This window comes from Candidatus Saccharimonadales bacterium (genome assembly GCA_035480635.1).
Classification (GTDB): domain Bacteria; phylum Patescibacteriota; class Saccharimonadia; order UBA4664; family DATIHN01; genus DATIHN01.
On the sequence record DATIHN010000013.1, the window covers coordinates 22,492 to 40,673 of the forward strand.

General features: G+C 51.2%; 23 protein-coding genes and 2 tRNA genes. 19 read left to right on the forward strand and 6 right to left on the reverse strand.

Translation table 11 applies throughout. The features are described from left to right. Positions 1–30 precede the first annotated feature (30 nt). From VLE72_01260 to VLE72_01295, 8 genes are all read left to right on the forward strand, one after another. The gene (locus tag VLE72_01260; GenBank protein HSX14526.1) at positions 31–438 is read left to right on the forward strand and encodes a type II secretion system protein; all 408 of its coding nucleotides are present in this window, start codon (positions 31–33) and stop codon (positions 436–438) included. A 75-nt stretch (positions 439–513) separates the two neighbouring features. Then, positions 514–957, forward strand: a complete 444-nt coding sequence (locus VLE72_01265; GenBank protein ID HSX14527.1) for a type II secretion system protein — start codon at positions 514–516, stop codon at positions 955–957. Then, positions 942–1,418: a type II secretion system protein gene (locus VLE72_01270; protein HSX14528.1), complete on the forward strand. Its 477-nt coding sequence runs from the start codon at positions 942–944 to the stop codon at positions 1,416–1,418. The genes VLE72_01265 and VLE72_01270 overlap by 16 nt, the downstream gene beginning before the upstream one ends. Continuing rightward, positions 1,405–2,199: a prepilin peptidase gene (locus tag VLE72_01275; protein HSX14529.1), complete on the forward strand. Its 795-nt coding sequence runs from the start codon at positions 1,405–1,407 to the stop codon at positions 2,197–2,199. Before VLE72_01270 ends, VLE72_01275 begins: the two co-directional genes overlap by 14 nt. A gap of 45 nt (positions 2,200–2,244) precedes the next feature. After that, entirely contained in the window at positions 2,245–2,820 is a 576-nt protein-coding gene (locus VLE72_01280; protein ID HSX14530.1) for a prepilin-type N-terminal cleavage/methylation domain-containing protein, read from the forward strand. Further along, positions 2,820–3,503 carry a type II secretion system protein gene (locus VLE72_01285; protein HSX14531.1) on the forward strand — a complete coding sequence of 228 codons (684 nt, stop codon included), beginning with the start codon at positions 2,820–2,822 and terminating at the stop codon, positions 3,501–3,503. Before VLE72_01280 ends, VLE72_01285 begins: the two co-directional genes overlap by 1 nt. After that, positions 3,497–4,105: a prepilin-type N-terminal cleavage/methylation domain-containing protein gene (locus VLE72_01290; GenBank protein ID HSX14532.1), complete on the forward strand. Its 609-nt coding sequence runs from the start codon at positions 3,497–3,499 to the stop codon at positions 4,103–4,105. The genes VLE72_01285 and VLE72_01290 overlap by 7 nt, the downstream gene beginning before the upstream one ends. Further along, positions 4,102–5,199: a hypothetical protein gene (locus VLE72_01295; GenBank protein ID HSX14533.1), complete on the forward strand. Its 1,098-nt coding sequence runs from the start codon at positions 4,102–4,104 to the stop codon at positions 5,197–5,199. The genes VLE72_01290 and VLE72_01295 overlap by 4 nt, the downstream gene beginning before the upstream one ends. 1 nt (position 5,200) lies before the next feature. On the opposite strand, the gene xerA is transcribed toward VLE72_01295, so the two are convergent. Continuing rightward, the gene (gene xerA, locus VLE72_01300; protein ID HSX14534.1) at positions 5,201–6,124 is read right to left on the reverse strand and encodes a site-specific tyrosine recombinase/integron integrase; all 924 of its coding nucleotides are present in this window, start codon (positions 6,122–6,124) and stop codon (positions 5,201–5,203) included. A gap of 35 nt (positions 6,125–6,159) precedes the next feature. Here xerA and VLE72_01305 point away from each other — a divergent pair, with 35 nt between their 5' ends. The 4 genes from VLE72_01305 to VLE72_01320 are packed head-to-tail and all read left to right on the forward strand — an operon-like array spanning position 6,160 to position 10,826. After that, positions 6,160–8,034, forward strand: coding sequence for an O-antigen ligase family protein (locus tag VLE72_01305; GenBank protein HSX14535.1), 1,875 nt, complete (start codon positions 6,160–6,162; stop codon positions 8,032–8,034). A gap of 20 nt (positions 8,035–8,054) precedes the next feature. Then, positions 8,055–8,927, forward strand: coding sequence for an undecaprenyl-diphosphate phosphatase (locus VLE72_01310; GenBank protein HSX14536.1), 873 nt, complete (start codon positions 8,055–8,057; stop codon positions 8,925–8,927). 43 nt (positions 8,928–8,970) lie between these two features. After that, positions 8,971–10,248, forward strand: a complete 1,278-nt coding sequence (locus VLE72_01315; protein ID HSX14537.1) for a pitrilysin family protein — start codon at positions 8,971–8,973, stop codon at positions 10,246–10,248. Beyond that, complete coding sequence (locus VLE72_01320) at positions 10,248–10,826, forward strand: nucleoside-diphosphate kinase (protein ID HSX14538.1); 579 nt, start codon at positions 10,248–10,250, stop codon at positions 10,824–10,826. The genes VLE72_01315 and VLE72_01320 overlap by 1 nt, the downstream gene beginning before the upstream one ends. Positions 10,827–10,985: 159 nt before the next feature. Here VLE72_01320 and VLE72_01325 read toward each other — a convergent pair. Next, a tRNA-Arg gene (locus VLE72_01325) sits at positions 10,986–11,061 on the reverse strand. Between the two features lie 114 nt (positions 11,062–11,175). On the opposite strand from VLE72_01325, the gene VLE72_01330 reads away from it, so the two are divergent. The 6 genes from VLE72_01330 to VLE72_01355 all read left to right on the forward strand — a co-directional run bounded on the left by VLE72_01330 (position 11,176) and on the right by VLE72_01355 (position 15,933). Next, on the forward strand, positions 11,176–11,568 hold the full coding sequence (locus VLE72_01330) for a hypothetical protein (GenBank protein ID HSX14539.1): 393 nt from the start codon (positions 11,176–11,178) through the stop codon (positions 11,566–11,568). Between the two features lie 37 nt (positions 11,569–11,605). Beyond that, positions 11,606–12,136, forward strand: coding sequence for a PH domain-containing protein (locus tag VLE72_01335; GenBank protein ID HSX14540.1), 531 nt, complete (start codon positions 11,606–11,608; stop codon positions 12,134–12,136). Positions 12,137–12,164: 28 nt separating this feature from the next. Beyond that, on the forward strand, positions 12,165–13,241 hold the full coding sequence (locus VLE72_01340) for a peptidylprolyl isomerase (GenBank protein ID HSX14541.1): 1,077 nt from the start codon (positions 12,165–12,167) through the stop codon (positions 13,239–13,241). Positions 13,242–13,378: 137 nt separating this feature from the next. Further along, on the forward strand, positions 13,379–14,701 hold the full coding sequence (locus VLE72_01345; GenBank protein HSX14542.1) for a hypothetical protein: 1,323 nt from the start codon (positions 13,379–13,381) through the stop codon (positions 14,699–14,701). Between the two features lie 156 nt (positions 14,702–14,857). Continuing rightward, on the forward strand, positions 14,858–15,166 hold the full coding sequence (locus VLE72_01350; protein ID HSX14543.1) for a WhiB family transcriptional regulator: 309 nt from the start codon (positions 14,858–14,860) through the stop codon (positions 15,164–15,166). A 230-nt stretch (positions 15,167–15,396) separates the two neighbouring features. Further along, a complete protein-coding gene (locus VLE72_01355; GenBank protein HSX14544.1) occupies positions 15,397–15,933 on the forward strand; it encodes a DUF308 domain-containing protein in 537 nt (178 codons plus the stop codon). Between the two features lie 57 nt (positions 15,934–15,990). Here the strand turns inward: VLE72_01355 and VLE72_01360 are convergent, their stop codons facing one another. Continuing rightward, positions 15,991–16,485 carry a DUF2127 domain-containing protein gene (locus VLE72_01360; protein HSX14545.1) on the reverse strand — a complete coding sequence of 165 codons (495 nt, stop codon included), beginning with the start codon at positions 16,483–16,485 and terminating at the stop codon, positions 15,991–15,993. A gap of 79 nt (positions 16,486–16,564) precedes the next feature. Beyond that, on the reverse strand, positions 16,565–16,990 hold the full coding sequence (locus VLE72_01365) for a hypothetical protein (protein ID HSX14546.1): 426 nt from the start codon (positions 16,988–16,990) through the stop codon (positions 16,565–16,567). 167 nt (positions 16,991–17,157) lie between these two features. Between VLE72_01365 and VLE72_01370 the strand changes: the two genes are divergently transcribed. Further along, positions 17,158–17,235, forward strand: a tRNA-Asp gene (locus VLE72_01370). A gap of 97 nt (positions 17,236–17,332) precedes the next feature. Here VLE72_01370 and VLE72_01375 read toward each other — a convergent pair. Then, positions 17,333–17,683 (reverse strand): hypothetical protein, encoded by a 351-nt coding sequence (locus VLE72_01375; GenBank protein HSX14547.1) that lies wholly within the window; start codon positions 17,681–17,683, stop codon positions 17,333–17,335. 43 nt (positions 17,684–17,726) lie between these two features. Then, positions 17,727–18,146: a hypothetical protein gene (locus tag VLE72_01380; GenBank protein ID HSX14548.1), complete on the reverse strand. Its 420-nt coding sequence runs from the start codon at positions 18,144–18,146 to the stop codon at positions 17,727–17,729. Between the last annotated feature and the right edge of the window lie 36 nt (positions 18,147–18,182).

Consider the following 18,182-nt stretch of genomic DNA (forward strand, 5'->3'; position numbering starts at 1 on the left):
ACCAATATATTTAAGGAGGTGAGAACCTAAATGTTAAGAAAAATGCTAAAAGAACGAGAGGGTTTCACATTAATTGAAATCGTCTTCGTGCTGGCCATTGCCGCACTGATCATCGTCATTGTCTTTTTGGCCGTTGCTGGTGCCCGTAACTCGGCCCAAGACCAGGCTCGTAAAGACTACGCTAACCGCATCGCCGCCGCTTGCACTAAGTGGTCTAATGAAGCAGCTGGTGTAAATGGTGACACCAAGCAGTGTAACGACAGCGCTGCGTATTTAGCGCAAGTACTAGCAATTGCTGGTGCCGCTCCTTCAATTTCGGGAACAGCGTTGACTGCGACCACAAACCCTGCTTCTACTGCAAATGTAAATGTCGGCGATACTACGATCACTGTGCAGTTAACGAACGCAAGTGGACCGATTTACACAGCCAATCTATAGTGATCAGTTAAGATTAAAAAGGAAGCCTTCGGGCTTCTTTTTGTTTACTAAGCAAAAGCGGTATAATTTGTATTAATGAAGCAACGTGGGTTTACTTTAATCGAATTATTGTGGGTGTTAGTAATTGCCGCGCTCTTGATGGTATTGGTTTTATTAGCTATTCAACAGGGGCGGAATAGTCGTAAAGACAATGATCGCGAGGCTGACGCCGCCAGGTATTTGAATGCCACTAAAACCTGGACCAGCGACAATAACGGCAATTTGCCAGGTCTAGGCGATATCAATAATATCGTTACGACTTACATAGGCAACACTTTTGTAAACCCTGAAGGTGTGCCTTGGTCGCTAGTCTGGTCGGCCAGTCAACCACCTGGGTTTAGCCCGGCTACAAACGAGATGGTAATTGGATCCGGTAACGTCAAATGCGATAGTAGCGGTGTAGTGCCTGGTGGTGGCAGCCGCCAGGTAGCCGTGGCTGTATTGTTAGAAAGCGGGAATGTCTATTGCGTTACACAATAGCTAAATTAGACAGTCGTGGCATTAGCTTAACAGAGACAGTTTTTGTGCTAGCCATTATGGGCTTCATCATTATTTTAGTTTTTTTCGTTTTGCCCCAGGCTCATACTGCCCACCGTGATGCTCAGCGTAAGCTTTATCTGGAGCAAGTGGCAACCAACATCGAAAAATACAAAGAGAATTTTCCGGTTAGCCACAATCAATATCCACCAGACTCCGGCACATTTAATACTAATTTCGCCCCACCAGGTGGGAGCTACGCTGTCGTTAAGGACGATAATGATCCCTTGAGTCACACTCTCTATAATTTCACCGGAGTAATGTTTATCCCAACCAGCTCACAGCCCGCTGGTATTACCTATGAATTGGGTCACGATTGCAATAACGATCCGTCTTCGATTGGTATTTATCGCATCAAAATCGGCTTAGAAAGCGGAGTCATCTACTGTCTTGATAACCATTAACGCAATTCTGGTCGGCCTGCTGGGGTTGATGGTGGGCAGCTTCATTAATGCCGTGGTTTGGCGCATTCACGAGCACAAACCAATTGCCCGGGACCGTTCTGAGTGCGAAAACTGTCATCACAAGCTTGGCCTTTGGGATCTAATTCCAGTTTTCAGCTGGCTATTCCTTAAGGGTCGCTGCCGCTATTGCCATAAACCAATCTCGGTTCAGAATCCGCTAGTTGAATTGCTGACGGGGGGCCTATTTATGCTCAGCTATATCCAACTGGCGCCGGTTAGCACCCTGGGTCGGATTAATTTCGTGGTTTGGCTCTATGTCTTGGGTTCGTTGATCGTTTTAAGCCTCTACGACTGGCGTTGGATGCTGCTTCCTGATGTGGTGATGATGCCAGCCCTGTTGGTGGCGCTGATCCCTTTGGTGGCTGCTATCGCCACCGGCCAGCCGCACCAAGTCTGGTTGGGGCCGATTATTGCAGCCTTACTGGCGGGTGGTAGTTTTTACTTACTGGCAGCCGTCTCCAGCGGCCGCTGGATGGGTGGGGGAGATATTAAGCTAGTGGCATTGATTGGGCTGGTTTTGGGACTGCAAATGACGGTCGTAGCCATGTTTCTGGCCTTTACAATTGCGGCCGTGGTCAGTTTGGGCTTGATTGCGACCAAACGTAAGACCCGGAGGGATCACATTGCCTTCGGGCCGTTTTTGGCGCTGGGCTGCGTTCTAGCTATGCTCTATGGTCATCAATTACTGAATTGGTACAACAATTTGCTATTCCGTGGATGAGCTGCCTACTCAAGGGGTTTCAGGAGTGCTATAGTAATATTAGTTATGCTTAAGAGTGAGCGCGGAGTAACCCTAATCGAGTTGATTATGTCCCTAGCGATTGCTGGTTTGATTGCTTCGGGCATTATTTTTGGCCACAACCAGTTTAGGGCCAGCCAGCAGTTTACCCAAGGCGCTGATCAAATCGTTCAAATCATAGCGGCCGCTCGCACCCAAGCTGCCACCACTGTCGGCGAAGTGGCCTCAACCGGGGGAACATCCAACCTCTGTAGTGCCGGCAAGCTGATCGTCTTTACCGCCGGTAGTTCGACTGCCGTGGTTAGAACTCAGAGAATAGATTGTTTCAACAAGACTCACTTCGACTTCATCGACCAATACAATACCCAAATTCCCTGGGGTGTGAATCTAACTACCAACCTAACTATCTTGTTGGTTTTTGGTGCGGCTGGTGACATCAAAGCTTACACCAGCAACGGCGCCCTACCAGCGGCCGGTGGTCCCCAAGCGGCCAATATGACGGCGGTGCCCGCGGCCCAAAGCACCGCAGCTGTCGTGGGTAACGGGGGATCGGCCACACTCTCGATTGATCAATATGGTAATGCGACCAGGGTGATTAACTAATGATCAGACTAACAAACCAACGCGGTGATACTTTGGTGGAGGTGGTTTTTGCGTTGATCATACTTTCGGCCATTCTGGTGACGACGCTATCGATCGGCCGCCTGAGCCGGGTCAATAATCAAAACGCTCAACTGCGCACCCAAGCCGTCAACCTGGTTCAAGAGCAATATCAGGCGCTCAAATCCTACCGCGATAGCACCAACTGGCAGCTCTTCCAAGGCTATCCAGGTTCGAGTGGATTAAATATTGACGTCATGGGTGGCTGCAATAGCAACGCCTTAGCTGATCCCGCGACCGACCCGAAATGCGTCTTTCATATGGAGCGCGATTTTCGAATTGGCGCTACTCACGGCCAATGGCTGCCTTGCCCCGGCACCTGGAACCCGCCGTTGGATAGCGATAATGATGCAACTACACCTGGCAGCGGCTGGGACAGCCCTACGACGGCCGCCGAGTCTAGCACTATAGTTCAGGGCTGCCGTGGTAATACTCGTACCCAAACTAATCAGCCTAATATTAGCGTTGGTATTTATTTGCACACGGGGTTGAGCTGTAGTCTAACCCAACCAAATGCCTACCGGTTTACGGCTGTCGGAAATTGGACTCAAGGTGGAGTCAGTTCTAATGCCACTACCAATATGGACTTCATGCTCAGTAACATCAAAGGAGAGGCGACATGTTAGCGGGCCAGCGCCAAGGCGGGTTCACTTTGATCGAATTATTGTTGTCCATGGCGGTCTTTAGCTTCGGGCTGCTGATAATTCTGTCTGGTTTAGTATCTTTGCTCGGGCTCTACACTAATGGTCGGGCTAATCGAGTAGTCCAAAACGCCGCTCGCACCGGGATTAATATGATTTCGCAACATGGCCGCGAGGGCGTATCGTTTTCGACTGGCAACAATATTTTGTGTATCGATACGGGTGGCGGATCTGGCTCCATGTTTTATTTAACGCCGACTCATCAGCTGATGTTTGACGATTGGGATCAGTCCCAAGATCCCCCCCTCGGCTGTGTTCTGGCGGCCACAACCAATCAACAAACGCCAATGCCAGTAACCTCATCCGATGCCCCAGTTATTGGGTTTACCGCTGAAGCCGTAACTTACGACGCTACAAATAATTCCAACCCCTGCACTAGCGGCTGCACTAGCGTGCGGGTGAGCCTGCGGGTGGCCTCGACCACGACCGGGTTGAATTCTGATTCAACGGCCTGTTCGGCCTCTTCCACGGCCGCTTGCGTGGTCTCGACCGTCTCGACTACCATTACCGCGGGAGAACACCAATGAGAACTCAGCAGGGCATCATTTCGATGTTAACCACCATCATGATTAGCATTCTCTTAATCACCATGTCTTTGGGGTTGTTGCTGCTGACGGCTGGTGCTAACCAACAGGCCTCCGATGACGAACTGTCGCTGAGAGCCTATGCTGGGGCTGAAAGTGGGGCCGAATGGGCCTTGGCATACTTAAAAAAGGATCCAACTGCGACTTTCACCTCGGGCTGTAATCCAACTTTTGGTGATCCCAGCTTTGCGGCCTTAACAAACTTTATGCCGCCCGGCCCCAATAGCAATGCCATTACTTGCTTGACGGTTGCCCAAACCGATAATGCCTTAAGCGGTGTGCTAGATGCCAAAAAAGCAGCCCAAATTAACGTTTCGCCCTCATTTGCTGCGAACAAGCCAAACATACAGTCAATCGAAGTCAGTTGGCTGGCCCCGAATTTGGATGTCACACTTTTGAAAAGCTCACCTTACACCAAATACGATGGCCCCAATCTGCCTCAGGCTAGCGGCAATGCCGGTTTGTTACCGGCGATCGAACTAACAATCGTTAATTATTATGCTTTAAACGGCTCCAATCTCAATTTGATCGATAACAATGGCAACAAGGCTATCCAAGTCCGCAATATTGTTCTGTTCCCAAGTACTAACCCCAGTCCACTAAACACGGAGCCCAAGAATTTGGCTAATTGCACCCCCAGTACATCTGTGACCTATCAATGTGTGGCGACTGTCTCACCAAATAATCCACCCGGAGATCTTAATAGCTCCAATCAAGAAGGTGTCATTATCTACTTGCGGGCACTCTATCCAGGCAACTCCAAGTTTCACTACAAAGTCAGATTAGTCTTGCCGGGAGGTGGCGACTTGCCCGTGCCCTTAACCGAGGCCAAAATAGATGTGACGGCCAGATCCGGACCGGTATATCGACGCATAATTGCTTTCACTAGAACAACCAAACCTGAGATCCCAGCCGGGCTGGATTACGTGCTCTTTGGCGACCAACAGATTTGTAAAGACTTCAACGTCCACGCTAGCTCGAAGGATTTTCCTGACCCCTCGGGAGCCACCATCGTCAGTCTGTGTAACGGACCGTGATTTAGGCGTTTGGCTTCTTTTTGTGATGAAACTGTTCGTGAACCTCTTTGAGTCTAGGATCAGTAATATGAGTGTAGATTTGGGTGGTCGAAATATTGGCATGGCCCAGCAGCCCCTGGACGCTACGAATATCGGCCCCGTTCATCAGCAAGTCCGTCGCAAAGGAATGACGCAAGGTGTGGGGGGTGACGTCTTTGGTAATGCCAGCCAATTTGGCGTAGCGTTTGACCAAGCGCTGGACGCTGCGGACAGTTAAGCGTTGGTACATACCAGAGCCACTGGCATCCTTGCTGCCGGAGAGGTGAATGAACAGCGGGGCTAGATCGTCGTTACGGCTGTCCAGATAGCGCTGCAACCAATCAGCGGCTTCGGAGCTCATGAAAATCGGCCGATCCTTTTGGCCCTTGCCCCGGACGCTAAATTCCCGGCGTTCCAAATTGATCTGATCGCGGTTGAGAGAAACTAGCTCCGAGACTCTCAACCCACCCGAAAACAATAGTTCCAAAATCGCTCGATCGCGCAGACCGACAATAGAAGAAGTATCAATAACTTCAACCAGGCGGGCAACTTCCTCGGGCGTCAGAAAGGCGATTTGAGGCCGCTTAACTCTGGCTAGTTCAACCCGATCGCTGGGCAGGGTTTTGATATTCCGCTTGGCCAGGTATTTCAGAAAACTTCGTAAGGCAATCAAATGATAATTCTGAGTGGTTTTAGATATCGGCTGGCCGGAAGCATCTTGCAACCTAGCTAGCCAGAGCCGCCAAGCTCGGATGCGCTCATCATCTAATTTAGCCACATCGCAATCATCACAAAACTCGATTAGCCGGGCCAGGTAGTGGTGGTAGTTGGCGATGGTTTTTTGGGACCGATTTTGCTCAATTTCTTGGTATTCCAAAAAGTCTGTAACTAGTTCACTAATGGGCATAGAGCCATTATAGTCCTCTAGGCTATACTGGAGCTATGCTTAAGCTTAGTAGTCTAAACATGTCTAAGTCTACGGCCTTGGCGGTGGTGCTAGCGCTAGGTGTCATGCCATGGTTTCAGGGTGGGCGAGACCCCTTAGGCTGGATGATGGTCTTAGCAGTGGCCCTGATCGGTAGTTTTTTATTATTTAGAGATCAAACCACCGTTAGCTTGAGTCGTTTGGGGCTGATTTGGTTATCCTTTATAGCTTGGACGGGACTGTCGCTGATCTGGACGGTTAATCGCTACCAAAGCTTTGCCACGCTCATGCTCTACAGCTTCGTCGGTATCATTGGGTTATTGGCGGCCAGTTTGCGCGGGGACGAGAGAGCGGTTGAAGTCTTTAAGCGCAGTTACCTAATCGTTGCGGCGGCCACCAGCCTGGTGGGGGCCGGCTTCTTCGTGGCCTATTCCTATGAGCGCGCGACCTCAACCTTTTATTTACCCAATCCGTTGGCTGGGTTTTTATTGCCAGCCATCATGATTGGGCTGTGGCAGTTTGCAGAGCAGCGCAAATTATTCGATGGGCTTCTGACCATGCTAACTTTGGGAGTTTTCATTTTAACTGACTCCCGCGGTGGCACCCTGGTTTTGATGGCTGTAATTTTTGTGGCTCTAATACTAAGCCGAAACGTGGCCAAACACTGGCGTCGCTTGCTGATTGTTTTGGTTGGAGCCATGGCCATCGCTTTGATTTGCAACTTAGCTCGGGTTGAGCTTGGCCATCGCTTGGATCTCCAGGGAGGTCGCCTGAAAGACCTGACTGCGACCGAATCAAACAGTACTAGCGACCGAATTTACTTCCTGCGCAGCGCCGTTGCCATCTGGGCTGATCGACCCTTACTGGGTGGGGGAGCTGGCACCTATCCGACCTTGCATCCCAAATACCAATACCGGGTTATCAGCGCTGGCTCCAATGCGCATAACTTTTATGTTCAAACCTTAGCTGAATTGGGGATAGTCGGTTTGGTCCTACTAGCTTGGGTAATAATTGAGCTCATTTTGGGTACCTGGCGGGGGATCAGGCTGGACCGCCAGCGACTGCCAATTGCCCTCGGCTTGTTAGCCCTGGCCCTCCACGCCGGGCTTGATATTGAATCAAATTATCTGGTGTTATGGACGCTAGCGGCAATTCTGGTTGGGTTGTGCTATGAGGGTAGAGCGAAATCAAAACTGAACTTTAGGCTTAACAGCGGCCTAATTCTTGGAGCAACAGTCATTCTCGCGGTCCCTACGGCCTGGTTGTTTCGCGGCCAGCTCAATGCCCAGGGCGGGCAGAACCTCCAGGCTAGCGGCGACTATGGGCGGGCCATTGACTACTTCGCTGCGGCTAGTCTCCATGCGCCCTATGACCCTGATTGGTTAACGGCTCAGGGTATTAATCACTTCCTATTGGCCGTCCAAGGTAATAACAAAGACGACAATTTAGTTCAAGCAGCTGAGCTAGCCAGCCAAGCCGCCAAGCTCGATCCTTACGATGCCCAACATGATTTGCTGCTGGCTCGGGTTTTGCTTCAACAGGGCAAAACCGAGGCGGCTACTGCGGCCTACCGCTCGGCGATCTCAAAGAACCCTTATGATCAACCCGATATCTATAATGATTTAGCCACGCTTTACTTAACCCAAAATAAGCTCAGTGATGCCAAAGCTACCGTCGCAATTGTGCTGGCGCTATACCCAGATTCAGTGGTCGGGAACCGTAATAACGATCCTGCGATTGCCAAATCAGTAGCGACTAGCTACATTATTTCGGCCCAGGTCGCGATCAGAACTGGCCAAATCGATGCGGCTAGGGAGCAGTTACGTCACGCCCTACTCCTCGATCCAACCAGTGCTCTAGCCAAGTTTTTACAGCAACAAATCGGACAATAGGGTCTGCTATACTCATAGGCGTGATTACCTATTTACAGGCCATCATCATCGGTTTGTTGCAGGGTGTAACGGAGCTTTTCCCGATATCTAGTCTGGGTCATTCCGTGTTGTTGCCAACCTTGTTTGGTTGGCATGGGGTGGTGGCAGCGCAATCTGACACTGAATCTTATTTCTTAGCTTTTTTGGTTGGTTTGCATGTCGCCACCGCCATTGCTTTGTTAATTTTCTATCGCCAACAGTGGAGTCGGATTATCAGCGGATTCTTTAGTTCGCTCAAAACTCGAAAAATTACCACTGTCGACCAACGCTTAGCATGGTTATTAGTTATGGCCACGATCCCAGCGGCTCTGTTTGGGCTCATCTTTGAGCATCGCCTGCGAGTTATTTTTGCAAAACCTCTGGCTGCCGCCATCTTCTTAATCATCAATGGGCTGATCCTGCTACTTGGCGATAGGTTAGTGAAGGTGGGACGCCATCGGCGGGCCGATTTTAGTCTAACTCAAACCACGGCTAATCTAGCCAGTTTAAGTTTCAAAGACAGCTTAGTTATCGGCACCATGCAGATTTTGGCCCTATTTGCCGGCATCTCTCGATCGGGCATTACCATGGTTGGGGGTCTCTGGCGCGGCCTGGATCACGAAGACGCCGCCCGGTTTTCTTTTTTGCTGGCGACGCCAATCATTTTGGCGGCCGGCTTGTATAAACTGCCCGATCTGTTGGGTCCAAACGGCAATGATGTTCGTGGTCAAATTCTAGCTGGCAGTTTGGCAGCAGGGCTGGCGGCTTATTTGACGGTTCGCTTCCTCGATCGCTTTTTCCAAGCTAATCGACTTAAGCCCTTTGCCATCTATTGCATCAGTTTTGGGTTGTTGATGATGCTGGTTATTCACTAGAGCTTGCCGGCAAGCAATCCTTTCTGATAACCTTATCCCACATATGAAGACCGAAATTACGACTCTACCAAATAAGCTAAAAATTGTGACCTGCGAGATGCCGGGGGCCCGGAGCGTCTCAGTTTCGATTTTGGTGGCGGCTGGCGGTCGCACAGAAGATTTCGATACTCAGGGCGGTGCCTCCCATTTCTTGGAGCACATCCTCTTCAAAGGCACCAAGAACTGGCCAACAGCCCAGCAAATTTCGGGCGATATCGATGCCGTCGGCGGACTCAACAACGCCTACACGTCCAACGATATGACTAGTTTTTACATTAAGCTGCCCAAAGCCCATCTGGGCCTGGCCCTAGATATATTGGCCGATATGATTATGAACCCACTCTTTGACGCCGAGGAAATTGATCGAGAACGGGGCGTTATAATTGAGGAAATCAACTGGCGCCGCCACGATGACCCCATGCAATTCGTCGAAGTTCTACTGCCGCCGTTGTTGTGGCCCGACGATCCGCTCAAGCAAGACGTGGGCGGCAAAGACGAGGTCATTCGCAGCATTGAGCGCCAAACCATTATCGATTATAAAGAAACCTTCTATCAGCCGGGGAATATGGTTGTGAGTGTGGCTGGCGGCGCCAAACACGAGGAGGTCGTGGCCCAAGTCAAAGGCCTCATGGGTGGCTTAAAAGCAAAGGCGGTTCCCAAAATTGTGCCGGTACGAGATCGCTTGTCCAAGGACCGAACGGCCATTTATACTAAACCGACCGCCCAAGCCCACTTCCTGATTGGCTCTCGCGCCTACCCGTACTTACACAAAGATGATCCAGCTTGTGGGGTGCTGACAACTATTTTGGGTCAGGGTATGAGCTCACGGTTATTTTTGAATGTGCGAGAACGCAAGGGGCTGGCCTACTCGGTTAATGCCAGCCGCCATAATTATGTCGACACGGGTATTTTCGAAGTTTACGCCGGTGCCAATATCGAAAAAACTGACGAAGCCATTATGGCCGTTCTGGAAGAACTCGAGCGCATTCGTCTGGAACCAGTACCGGCCGATGAATTACAAAAGGCTAAGAACAAAATCCGTGGTGGTTTGCAAATGAGCCTTGAGAGTAACGGTAATGTGGCCGACCGCTTTGGCACCCAACTATTATTACTTGGTAAAATTCGCGATGTTGATGAAACCATCGAGTTAGTCGATGCCGTTACGGCCGATGATGTTCAGCGAGTGGCGGCTGACATACTGGCGCCGAAAAAGCTCAGAATGGCCATTATCGCCTCCGATGGCTCCAGCGCCAAACTTAAATTTGAGGAGTTAATCGGCTAATGGAAAGAACCTTAGTTGTAGTCAAACCCGATGGTGTCCAGCGGGGGTTAACTGGTGAAGTCATCCGCCGCTTGGAGCAAACAGGGTTGAAAGTCGTCGGGCTCAAACTAACCCAAGTTAGCCAAGACATGGCTGAGCAACATTATCCAGCTGATCGCGAGGAGATGATAACTGGGATCGGCCAAAAAAGCCTAGATGATTATAAGAAGCTAAATCTCGATGCTAAAGCCGAATTAGGCACTGATGATCCTAAAAAAATCGGCGAATTGATTCGATCCTGGCTGGCCGATTATCTGACTTCTGGGCCGGTAGTAGCCTTGGTGGTCGAGGGCCCGCATGCAATTGAGTTAGTGCGTAAGTTGGTTGGCAACACTCTGCCCCTATCAGCCGCACCGGGCACCATTCGAGGCGATTTTTCTTATGACTCAGCCTATTTAGGGAACACCCGCAAGCGTCCAATCAAAAACCTTGTCCATGCCTCTGGAAATGCCGCTGAAGCTGAGTTCGAAGTCCCGCTGTGGTTTAAGACCAGCGAATTAGTTAGCTACCGTCGCAGCGACGAAGCACCGATGGAATAATTTGGTACCCCGGGAGGGAATGTGGCTTCGCCACCTCCGCTCAGTGCTCGCCAAAACCAAACAAGTTTGGGATGGCTGCGCGCTTCGCTTCACCGAACCAGCGGGGCTTCTCAACCCTCCAGCAAGAACTGTCGCTAACACGAGGTTAGCACCAGTTCTTGGTACCCCGGGAGGGAATCGAACCCCCGACGCCCTCCTTAGGACGGAGGCGCTCTGTCCACTGAGCTACCGGGGCGCGTCTAGCTAGCAACAATAGCATTATGAACCTGTCCTAGTAAAGACATCGGCTTGCGTATTAGCTTCTAAACAGCTATAACTCCTAAAGTAGATTCCCACTACAGGGGGACAGATGGATTTTGAAAACGTTCTAGCGGCAAACCAGATGGTGCGCCAAGCCATTCAACAGCGTGATGAAGCCGACCAGACCTTGGTTTTGTTCATTCGTTCATTGAAATCGATAGTCGGCCAACTGCTGCAGCGGGTCGTAAAATTCGACTACAACCCGGATGCCAGGACCACTGGCGACAAGGCCCAACGATTCATCGAAAACCAATGGAAGTTCCTAAGGGATCAATCGGCTCCAACGCTGGCCTTCGTGAATGGCTTTGGCATCGATGAAGCTCAAGGCCCTTATTTGGAAGCCATTCCTGTTGGCAAGGCTGAAACTTGGCGCATCTTCCTTGACGGCCTAACAAATGCGACCATCGTCGACGTCGAAAATCTACAACCACAGCCGGGCTAGCCCGGCTTTTCAATTAGCTTATGCTACAATTTAGCCAATGGCTAAGGAGAGCAAACCTAAAAGAGGGTTCCCGGGGCAGCACGAAGGCGAGAAAGTGGAGTTAGTCTTCCACCAGCATCCGCTGGTCATGCGCAAAGCCTTAATTATTGGCATGCTGCTGGTATTACTTGGCGTCATGATCCCATACACCCAAGTTGTCATGCTTAACCACACTACTGGCAACTGGAAACCACTCTGGTTTCTGCTAATAATCGTCGTAGTCATCTGGTTCTATGCTTGGGTCGGCTGGTATTACACGGTTTACATCATGACCGACGAGAGGCTGATCGAAATTAAGCAGCGCGGGTTCTTTAACCGCAAAGTCAGTGAATATGGGCTGGATAAAATCCAGAACATTAATTACCACATCCGTGGCTTCCAAGCTGTTATTTTCCAATTTGGCGATATCGTGGCTCAAACTTTCGTAGGTGATGTCATCATGAAGATGATCCACCGGCCCGTCCAAATTCATAGCCGCATGATCGAGATCGTTCGGCGAGTGGATAGCTCGACACCCTTTAAAAACTAATGTAGCATTTACGGGGTAGGAGAACACTGTGGCCAAAGAACCTGATGCGACTGAATCTGATAAATCAACCAAATCGAACTCAAGCAAAGCCAAAAAATCTAGATTTGCGGCTGTCACTACCAAGGTCAAAGCGGCCACTCAGAAGCTGCCGGTAATTGGCCGTAATAAGTCCGAGGGGGAATCTAAGCCCAAAGATCCCAAGGCACGCCGACGGACCTATATCATGACCGCCGCTGGCGTTTTAGCCGGGGTAATCGTCCTGCTGTTGGTCTTTGGGCTACTGATTTATAAGTATAAAAGCGATAGTCGCTTAACCTACGCTGTGGCCAAGGTGGTACCATACCCGGCCATTCGGGTTGGAAGTGGTTTTGTTAGTTACGGCGAGTATCTCTTTGAGGTGAAATCCATCAAGCAGTATTACCAGAACCAGCCGGGGACCGACACCAAAATTGATTTCAACTCGGCCGACGGCAAAGCTAAGCTGAAAGACCTGAAAAGCCAGGTTATTGATCAGCTCAAAGCCGATGAGGTAACTAGGCAGCTCATCGCCAAGAATAAGATTAAGGTGACCGACAAGGAAGTTAACGACCAGTTGGCCCAAATTACCCAATCGGCCGGTGGTGATCAAAAAGTCCGCGAGGTCCTAACTAAGTACTACGGCTGGACCTATAACGACCTCAAACGAAAAGTTAAATTCCAGCTGGAGAAGCAAAAGCTTCAAGATAAAATCACCAGTGATGCTAGTGCTGACGCTCAAGCCAAGGCCAAGGCCCAAGACGTTTTAAATCAGATTAACGCGGGCGGTGACTTCGCTGAGCTAGCCAAAAAGTACTCCCAAGATTCGACCGCTGCCAATGGTGGGGATCTGGGTTTCTTTGGCCGGGGTCAGATGGTCAAGGAATTTGAGGATGCCGCTTTTGCCCTCCAGCCTGGCCAGGTTTCGGGGTTAGTTAAGACCCAGTACGGCTACCACATCATCAAAGTGACCGACAAAAAGGACGATCAGATCCGGGCGTCCCACATCCTAATCAAGACCATCGACTTCGATCAATACATGCAAGATCAAATCTCAAAAGCCAAAGTTAGTATTTACGTAAAACCCTAATACTAATTCGATCACCAAATTTACTCAATAATTTGGCCAATTGCTAGCGGCCTAGTAATTGAATAATTCTTTCGGTTGAGCTATAAGTAGAATACTCGCGAAATCCGCGGTGTGGACTTTGAAACGGGAGAATTGAAGTGTACTACGGGACCGTCTTTTGGGATGATTTGCCGCTGAAGCGCGGTCACTTTCACCCCAGGCGGGTGGCGGTGATCGGAGTTACAAGGAGCTCGCAAGATCCTTACTGGAGAGTTGGCTGGGTACCAAACTTTGCCGGTGGCAAAGAAGGCTTTCAGATTTATGAGGGCAATGGTGACTTAGCCGGGGACGTCTGTTACTGGCGTGGCAGGGAAGAACGGGTTGTCGTGGACCATCGCCCAGTCCACATTGCCCAACACCCGCTAATGGGCTTGCAAACACCACAATTGGCTTTGGCTAGCACCGTCCAGGAGCACCGAGGGCTCTCGCTCAGCCAAGCCGAACTGGATTTGTTCCAGATCCAGTTGCAGTGTTGGTATGATCTCAGCCCGGAGGACCTGGCTGAGATTTGCGAAAGCCAGGATCGTATGATCGAACGCTTGCAGGGCGCTCGCGATCGCAACAAGGTCGAGGCTCAGCGTCTGCTGATCAGTGCTCGGGGGGTCGAAGATTCCCTGAAGCGCAAGAATCCAGGGGCGACTGCAGCTAAGCATTTGGCCGCTTACAACCGTCAAGATCGCCGGCTGCTTCGAATTGCAGCGACCCAAGTCAGCATTGCCGAGCGGGCTCAATGGATGAACATTTGGTTGGCCGCCCGGCTGGCCGATGAATCCGAACGACTCTGGGACTTCTTGGCCGAGCGCGAAACGCTGCCAGCCAGCGATGTTGATGAGTTCTACAGCCTGGCCTCGGACACTTTGAAGCCGATTAGCCAATTGGTCAACTGGCTCTGCTATGAGCTGCACAGGGGTGGTGGATCAATTGAGGACCACAGGATTCTCCAAGCTGCCAGGGGGGCCTTTGTTCTGCACCAGCTGTCTGGCTTCATCGGCCTGGCTGTCCAGCCCGTGGCTAGCCTGAGCTACAAGCGGGCCGACGCCAATTCAGAGCGCTACTACGAGGCCTTCAATACCAACCTCGAACGCTTAGAACGGGTTCTAAAGAGCCTGAACATCGGCGGCCCCTACACCGAGTTAGGGCGTAAGCTGCACGGCTTGTCGGTTAAGCTCTTGGCCAACGTTAGATCCGGCCACTGGCAACCAGCCATTCAAGTGGCTAGGGAGTTCGAAAACCTTTGGCTCTACCGCAGCAGCGCCGAAGATCACTCCCCCAAGGTTTGGTATCGTCATACTCCGCCTGACCCTAAACCCTGGGAGTTGGTCGAGGCCTACAACCAAATTGAGGAGCCGCCATCTCCGGAACTGATCCGTATCCGCGAAGAGATGGCTACACAAGATCCCTTCGATGGCCTAGAAAATTGAGCCCGAGAAAGATAATTTTCTCGGGCTTTTTGTTATTTTTGGAAACTTAGCGCGAATTCTTTTGGATATTTTGCTAGACACAAGCGTGATAGCCGGTATAGTCTTGGGGTAGGTGAGTGGCCAAGGGGCTACCAAGTACCCGTGGAGGTTGCGACCATGAGGCAGCTGATTGCTGAAATCAACACCGAGACTGCCCACACGCTGGGCGAAGAAAGTGAGGACCGGCGTTGGCAAGAACGGAGTCGTTGTTTGGGGGTTGACCCCGATTTGTTCTTCCCCGAGCGAGGTGCCTCCGAGCGCGAAGCCAAGGGCGTTTGCGCCGGCTGTGAGGTGCGGGTGGACTGCCTGGAGTACGCCTTGCGCAACGGCGAGAAGTTTGGCGTCTGGGGTGGCGCGAGCGAGCGTGAGCGCCGTCGGATGCGCCGGCAGCGGGCGTTGGCTCGCCGGCGGCTCAGCTTGGTCTGAGGCCGACCTTCAGCAAATATCTATGCGGTTATCAAACCGCCAAAAGAGCGGCCTTCGGGCCGCTCCAATCTGTTAAAGACCAAGTTTTTAACCAACAACCAGCTTTATGACTAGGCTAATCCAGGCAATTTATAACTTCGACCGAAAAACCATTTGTAACAATCACCAATGTTGTGATTGCTTTCGAGAGTCTAGGTTAGTATCATGAATCTTAGGAAAGGAGGTGTTGTATGGCAACATCCGTATCCGCCAATAATTTATGGTGGATGATAACTCTAGAGGGCGTAGCCGCCCTGCTGTTTGGTATAGCCGCCATTTTTTGGCCAGGCCTGACGCTAGTCGCCCTGGTTTATATTTTTAGCGCCTATGTCTTAATCAGCGGTATCGTAAATATGGTCATGGGGATCGTTACAATGGGATCCTCAAGCTGGTTCTTCCGCCTGATCGTCGGGCTGGTTGAACTTGGAGTTGGCGTTTATTTGGTGCGCCACCCCGGAGTCACAGCTGCTACCTTGATCCTACTGATCGGGTTCATGCTGATCTTCCGCGGTGTCTTTGGCGCCGTCGCCAGTTTCAGTGACGATGAGGGCAACAAAACCCTTGGCGTCGTTGGGGGCGTGCTAGCTGTTCTAGCTGGCATCATCGTTTTGATGAACCCCGCCGCCGGTGGCGTAGCATTCGTTTGGGTCTTGGGTCTCTACGGACTCATCACCGGTCCACTACTGATCGTCGTGGGCATGGAAACCAAACACCTGATGGAAGCCTAAAGCGCCTTTCGTCAGATCAAAAAGAGCCCCTGGCAAATCGCTGGGGCTCTTTTTGATTTAGGGTAGGGTAGTTTGGTTATCGAGGCGGTCCCGTAAATGTTTCTTGAATTCCAGCCAGGTCAATGCCAGGACGAAGATATCGAATATGGTTAGCAGGGCCAATCCCAGGGTGGGGTGATAACTCAATCGATAGATTTGATAACCAATAAAAATCACCAGGAAGGACATCATCCAAGGATAGGCCCAGAGTTTTTGCTTCAAAACCGCCGCTACCAAAATAATTTTGATCAGGCCGTGCGAAACTAAATAGATAAAACTAAACAGGATCGTGGAGTGAGACAAATGGTGAGCTGCATTTAGCAAATGATTGGCAAAGAAATCGTGCGGATCTTGTGAGAGTTCGTGTTGAGTTAGAATCACCGTAACCTGATTGATGGTATTGATTGGAACGAGCAGCAGCAGGATTCCTCCAACAACTTCCAGCACACCATCTAGACCCTTTAGGAGCATACTGATATTAAAGAACCTATCTACTAATGTCGGAGTTTCCATAAATCTATAGTATCAAAAAAAAGAAACCGCCCCCGCGTGGAGGGCGGCTCTTTGGTGAGCTCGTCCTGACGCGAGGGCGTTAGCTGAAGTAACGGGACGATCCCCGGTACGGGCGAGTGGCCTCCCTCAGTATCTCCTCGAGCCCAGACGGAACTTCTAAGCGCTGCCACGACGTAATTTGGGCTCGGACTGCATTGATTGGATTTCGATCCATGCCCTCTCCGCTGAGGTTGAGCGGCCAAAGGAGCCAGCCCGTCTTGACTGGCCAGCGCAGCTTTGGTCCCATAATGGTTACCGATCCACGGTAATCATTACGTTGAGCTAAACCATAAACGAAGTGCCCGAATGCGCCGTAGCACCAAACCGTGACCTTGTACCCGTCCTTGCGATAAACGAGGCGTCGGGGGTACTTCTGGCCGGGGAAGGACCGGGAAGCGACTCTTGCCAGGATGACTAGAGTGACGAAGCCGGCTATTACCGCCGAAACTACTAGAAGTTTTAACAATGCGACTCCAGGGAACTCCTGCGGTAGCTGCCGCAGCAGATCTTTCAGACCGAGAGATAGCTATGATAATACAACAACAATAATATAAAGTCAATTATGTTGACTGTATGTATGGCTAAGGTTGAAAGATAACCGGTTTCTTGGTAGGATTAATCAGTTTTAGGCATGGGCTCGTAGTGAAGTAGGCCTATCACGCCTCCCTGTCACGGAGGAGATCGCCGGTTCGAATCCGGTCGGGCCCGCCAGGATTAATTTGAGCATTTATTAAACCCCTTTATTCATAAATGTTTGCCCCGCGACGCATCCACTGAGTTGTGGTAACGTCACGGGGCTGTGGATTTACTAGTAATGGGGTGTTTCCGCGTATCTATCGTCGCTGGCGTTTGTCACCTCGACTAACTCCAGGACCAGTGCGGTCCGGCCGTCGAGAGGTCTTACGACGAACCACACGCCTTGGTCGCCAACTTCCATTGCCAGCTTGGCCTCGTGGGTTTCCGCTGGCAGGCTGTAGAACTCAGCAGCATCAAACTGTTGGGTCCGCCAGCCGATCTGGAAGGGCACATCTCGAGGGTGGACTTCCAGTATCGCAGCCGCCGTCCAAGATGAACGATCGGCCCGAGCTTCAGGATCTCCTTCCACGTATACCTGGGCATCCTTGACCCAGGTGCCTTCGGGTGTGCGTGCATCTCGCATGGTACCTCCGATGGTTGCCCTGACTTATGCCTGGATCCGAGAGCTACTGGTCGGACATGTGTCCCGCGCCGACGAGTTGCTGCCGAGGGATGGGGTAGACGGGGTGTGGAACGATCGTAATGATCTCCCTGTCGTCTTCGGTGAGCTCGATGAACATCCGCCAGCCATAGACATTGCCATTCCCGGGGTCAGTGGCCGAGAGCGCATCGCGCTGGCTGAGCATGAGACCATCGAGCCAGCCCCCGACTTCACGCACCAAACGGTAAGTTAGGTCTGGGCGCGAAGCCCAGTCATTTCCCAGCCTGTGGAGACTGACATGGAATCCCGTGTCGTCGACCTTCACCCAGTATTTGGTGTGCGTGCCGAATTGAAGCATGAGGCCGAGGGCCTCCATCAGATCGCCCGGACCTTCCGAGATGAACTCGAACTTCCGTCTTACCCTGCGCTTGGGCATCTCTTCCATTTCTTGTGCTCCTTTCAGAGCAGTGGGATGTACTAT

What these genes read in the sequence shown, in the direction of transcription:
- VLE72_01260 (HSX14526.1), top strand. Translation starts at nt 31, where the DNA reads ATGTTAAGAAAAATGCTAAAAGAACGAGAGGGTTTCACATTAATTGAA.
- VLE72_01360 (HSX14545.1), bottom strand. Translation starts at nt 16,485, where the DNA reads ATGGAAACTCCGACATTAGTAGATAGGTTCTTTAATATCAGTATGCTC.
- VLE72_01335 (HSX14540.1), top strand. Translation starts at nt 11,606, where the DNA reads ATGGCTAAGGAGAGCAAACCTAAAAGAGGGTTCCCGGGGCAGCACGAA.
- xerA (HSX14534.1), bottom strand. Translation starts at nt 6,124, where the DNA reads ATGCCCATTAGTGAACTAGTTACAGACTTTTTGGAATACCAAGAAATT.
- VLE72_01290 (HSX14532.1), top strand. Translation starts at nt 3,497, where the DNA reads ATGTTAGCGGGCCAGCGCCAAGGCGGGTTCACTTTGATCGAATTATTG.
- VLE72_01265 (HSX14527.1), top strand. Translation starts at nt 514, where the DNA reads ATGAAGCAACGTGGGTTTACTTTAATCGAATTATTGTGGGTGTTAGTA.
- VLE72_01355 (HSX14544.1), top strand. Translation starts at nt 15,397, where the DNA reads ATGGCAACATCCGTATCCGCCAATAATTTATGGTGGATGATAACTCTA.
- VLE72_01295 (HSX14533.1), top strand. Translation starts at nt 4,102, where the DNA reads ATGAGAACTCAGCAGGGCATCATTTCGATGTTAACCACCATCATGATT.
- VLE72_01280 (HSX14530.1), top strand. Translation starts at nt 2,245, where the DNA reads ATGCTTAAGAGTGAGCGCGGAGTAACCCTAATCGAGTTGATTATGTCC.
- VLE72_01375 (HSX14547.1), bottom strand. Translation starts at nt 17,683, where the DNA reads ATGCGAGATGCACGCACACCCGAAGGCACCTGGGTCAAGGATGCCCAG.
- VLE72_01285 (HSX14531.1), top strand. Translation starts at nt 2,820, where the DNA reads ATGATCAGACTAACAAACCAACGCGGTGATACTTTGGTGGAGGTGGTT.
- VLE72_01320 (HSX14538.1), top strand. Translation starts at nt 10,248, where the DNA reads ATGGAAAGAACCTTAGTTGTAGTCAAACCCGATGGTGTCCAGCGGGGG.
- VLE72_01305 (HSX14535.1), top strand. Translation starts at nt 6,160, where the DNA reads ATGCTTAAGCTTAGTAGTCTAAACATGTCTAAGTCTACGGCCTTGGCG.
- VLE72_01315 (HSX14537.1), top strand. Translation starts at nt 8,971, where the DNA reads ATGAAGACCGAAATTACGACTCTACCAAATAAGCTAAAAATTGTGACC.
- VLE72_01350 (HSX14543.1), top strand. Translation starts at nt 14,858, where the DNA reads ATGAGGCAGCTGATTGCTGAAATCAACACCGAGACTGCCCACACGCTG.
- VLE72_01330 (HSX14539.1), top strand. Translation starts at nt 11,176, where the DNA reads ATGGATTTTGAAAACGTTCTAGCGGCAAACCAGATGGTGCGCCAAGCC.
- VLE72_01380 (HSX14548.1), bottom strand. Translation starts at nt 18,146, where the DNA reads ATGGAAGAGATGCCCAAGCGCAGGGTAAGACGGAAGTTCGAGTTCATC.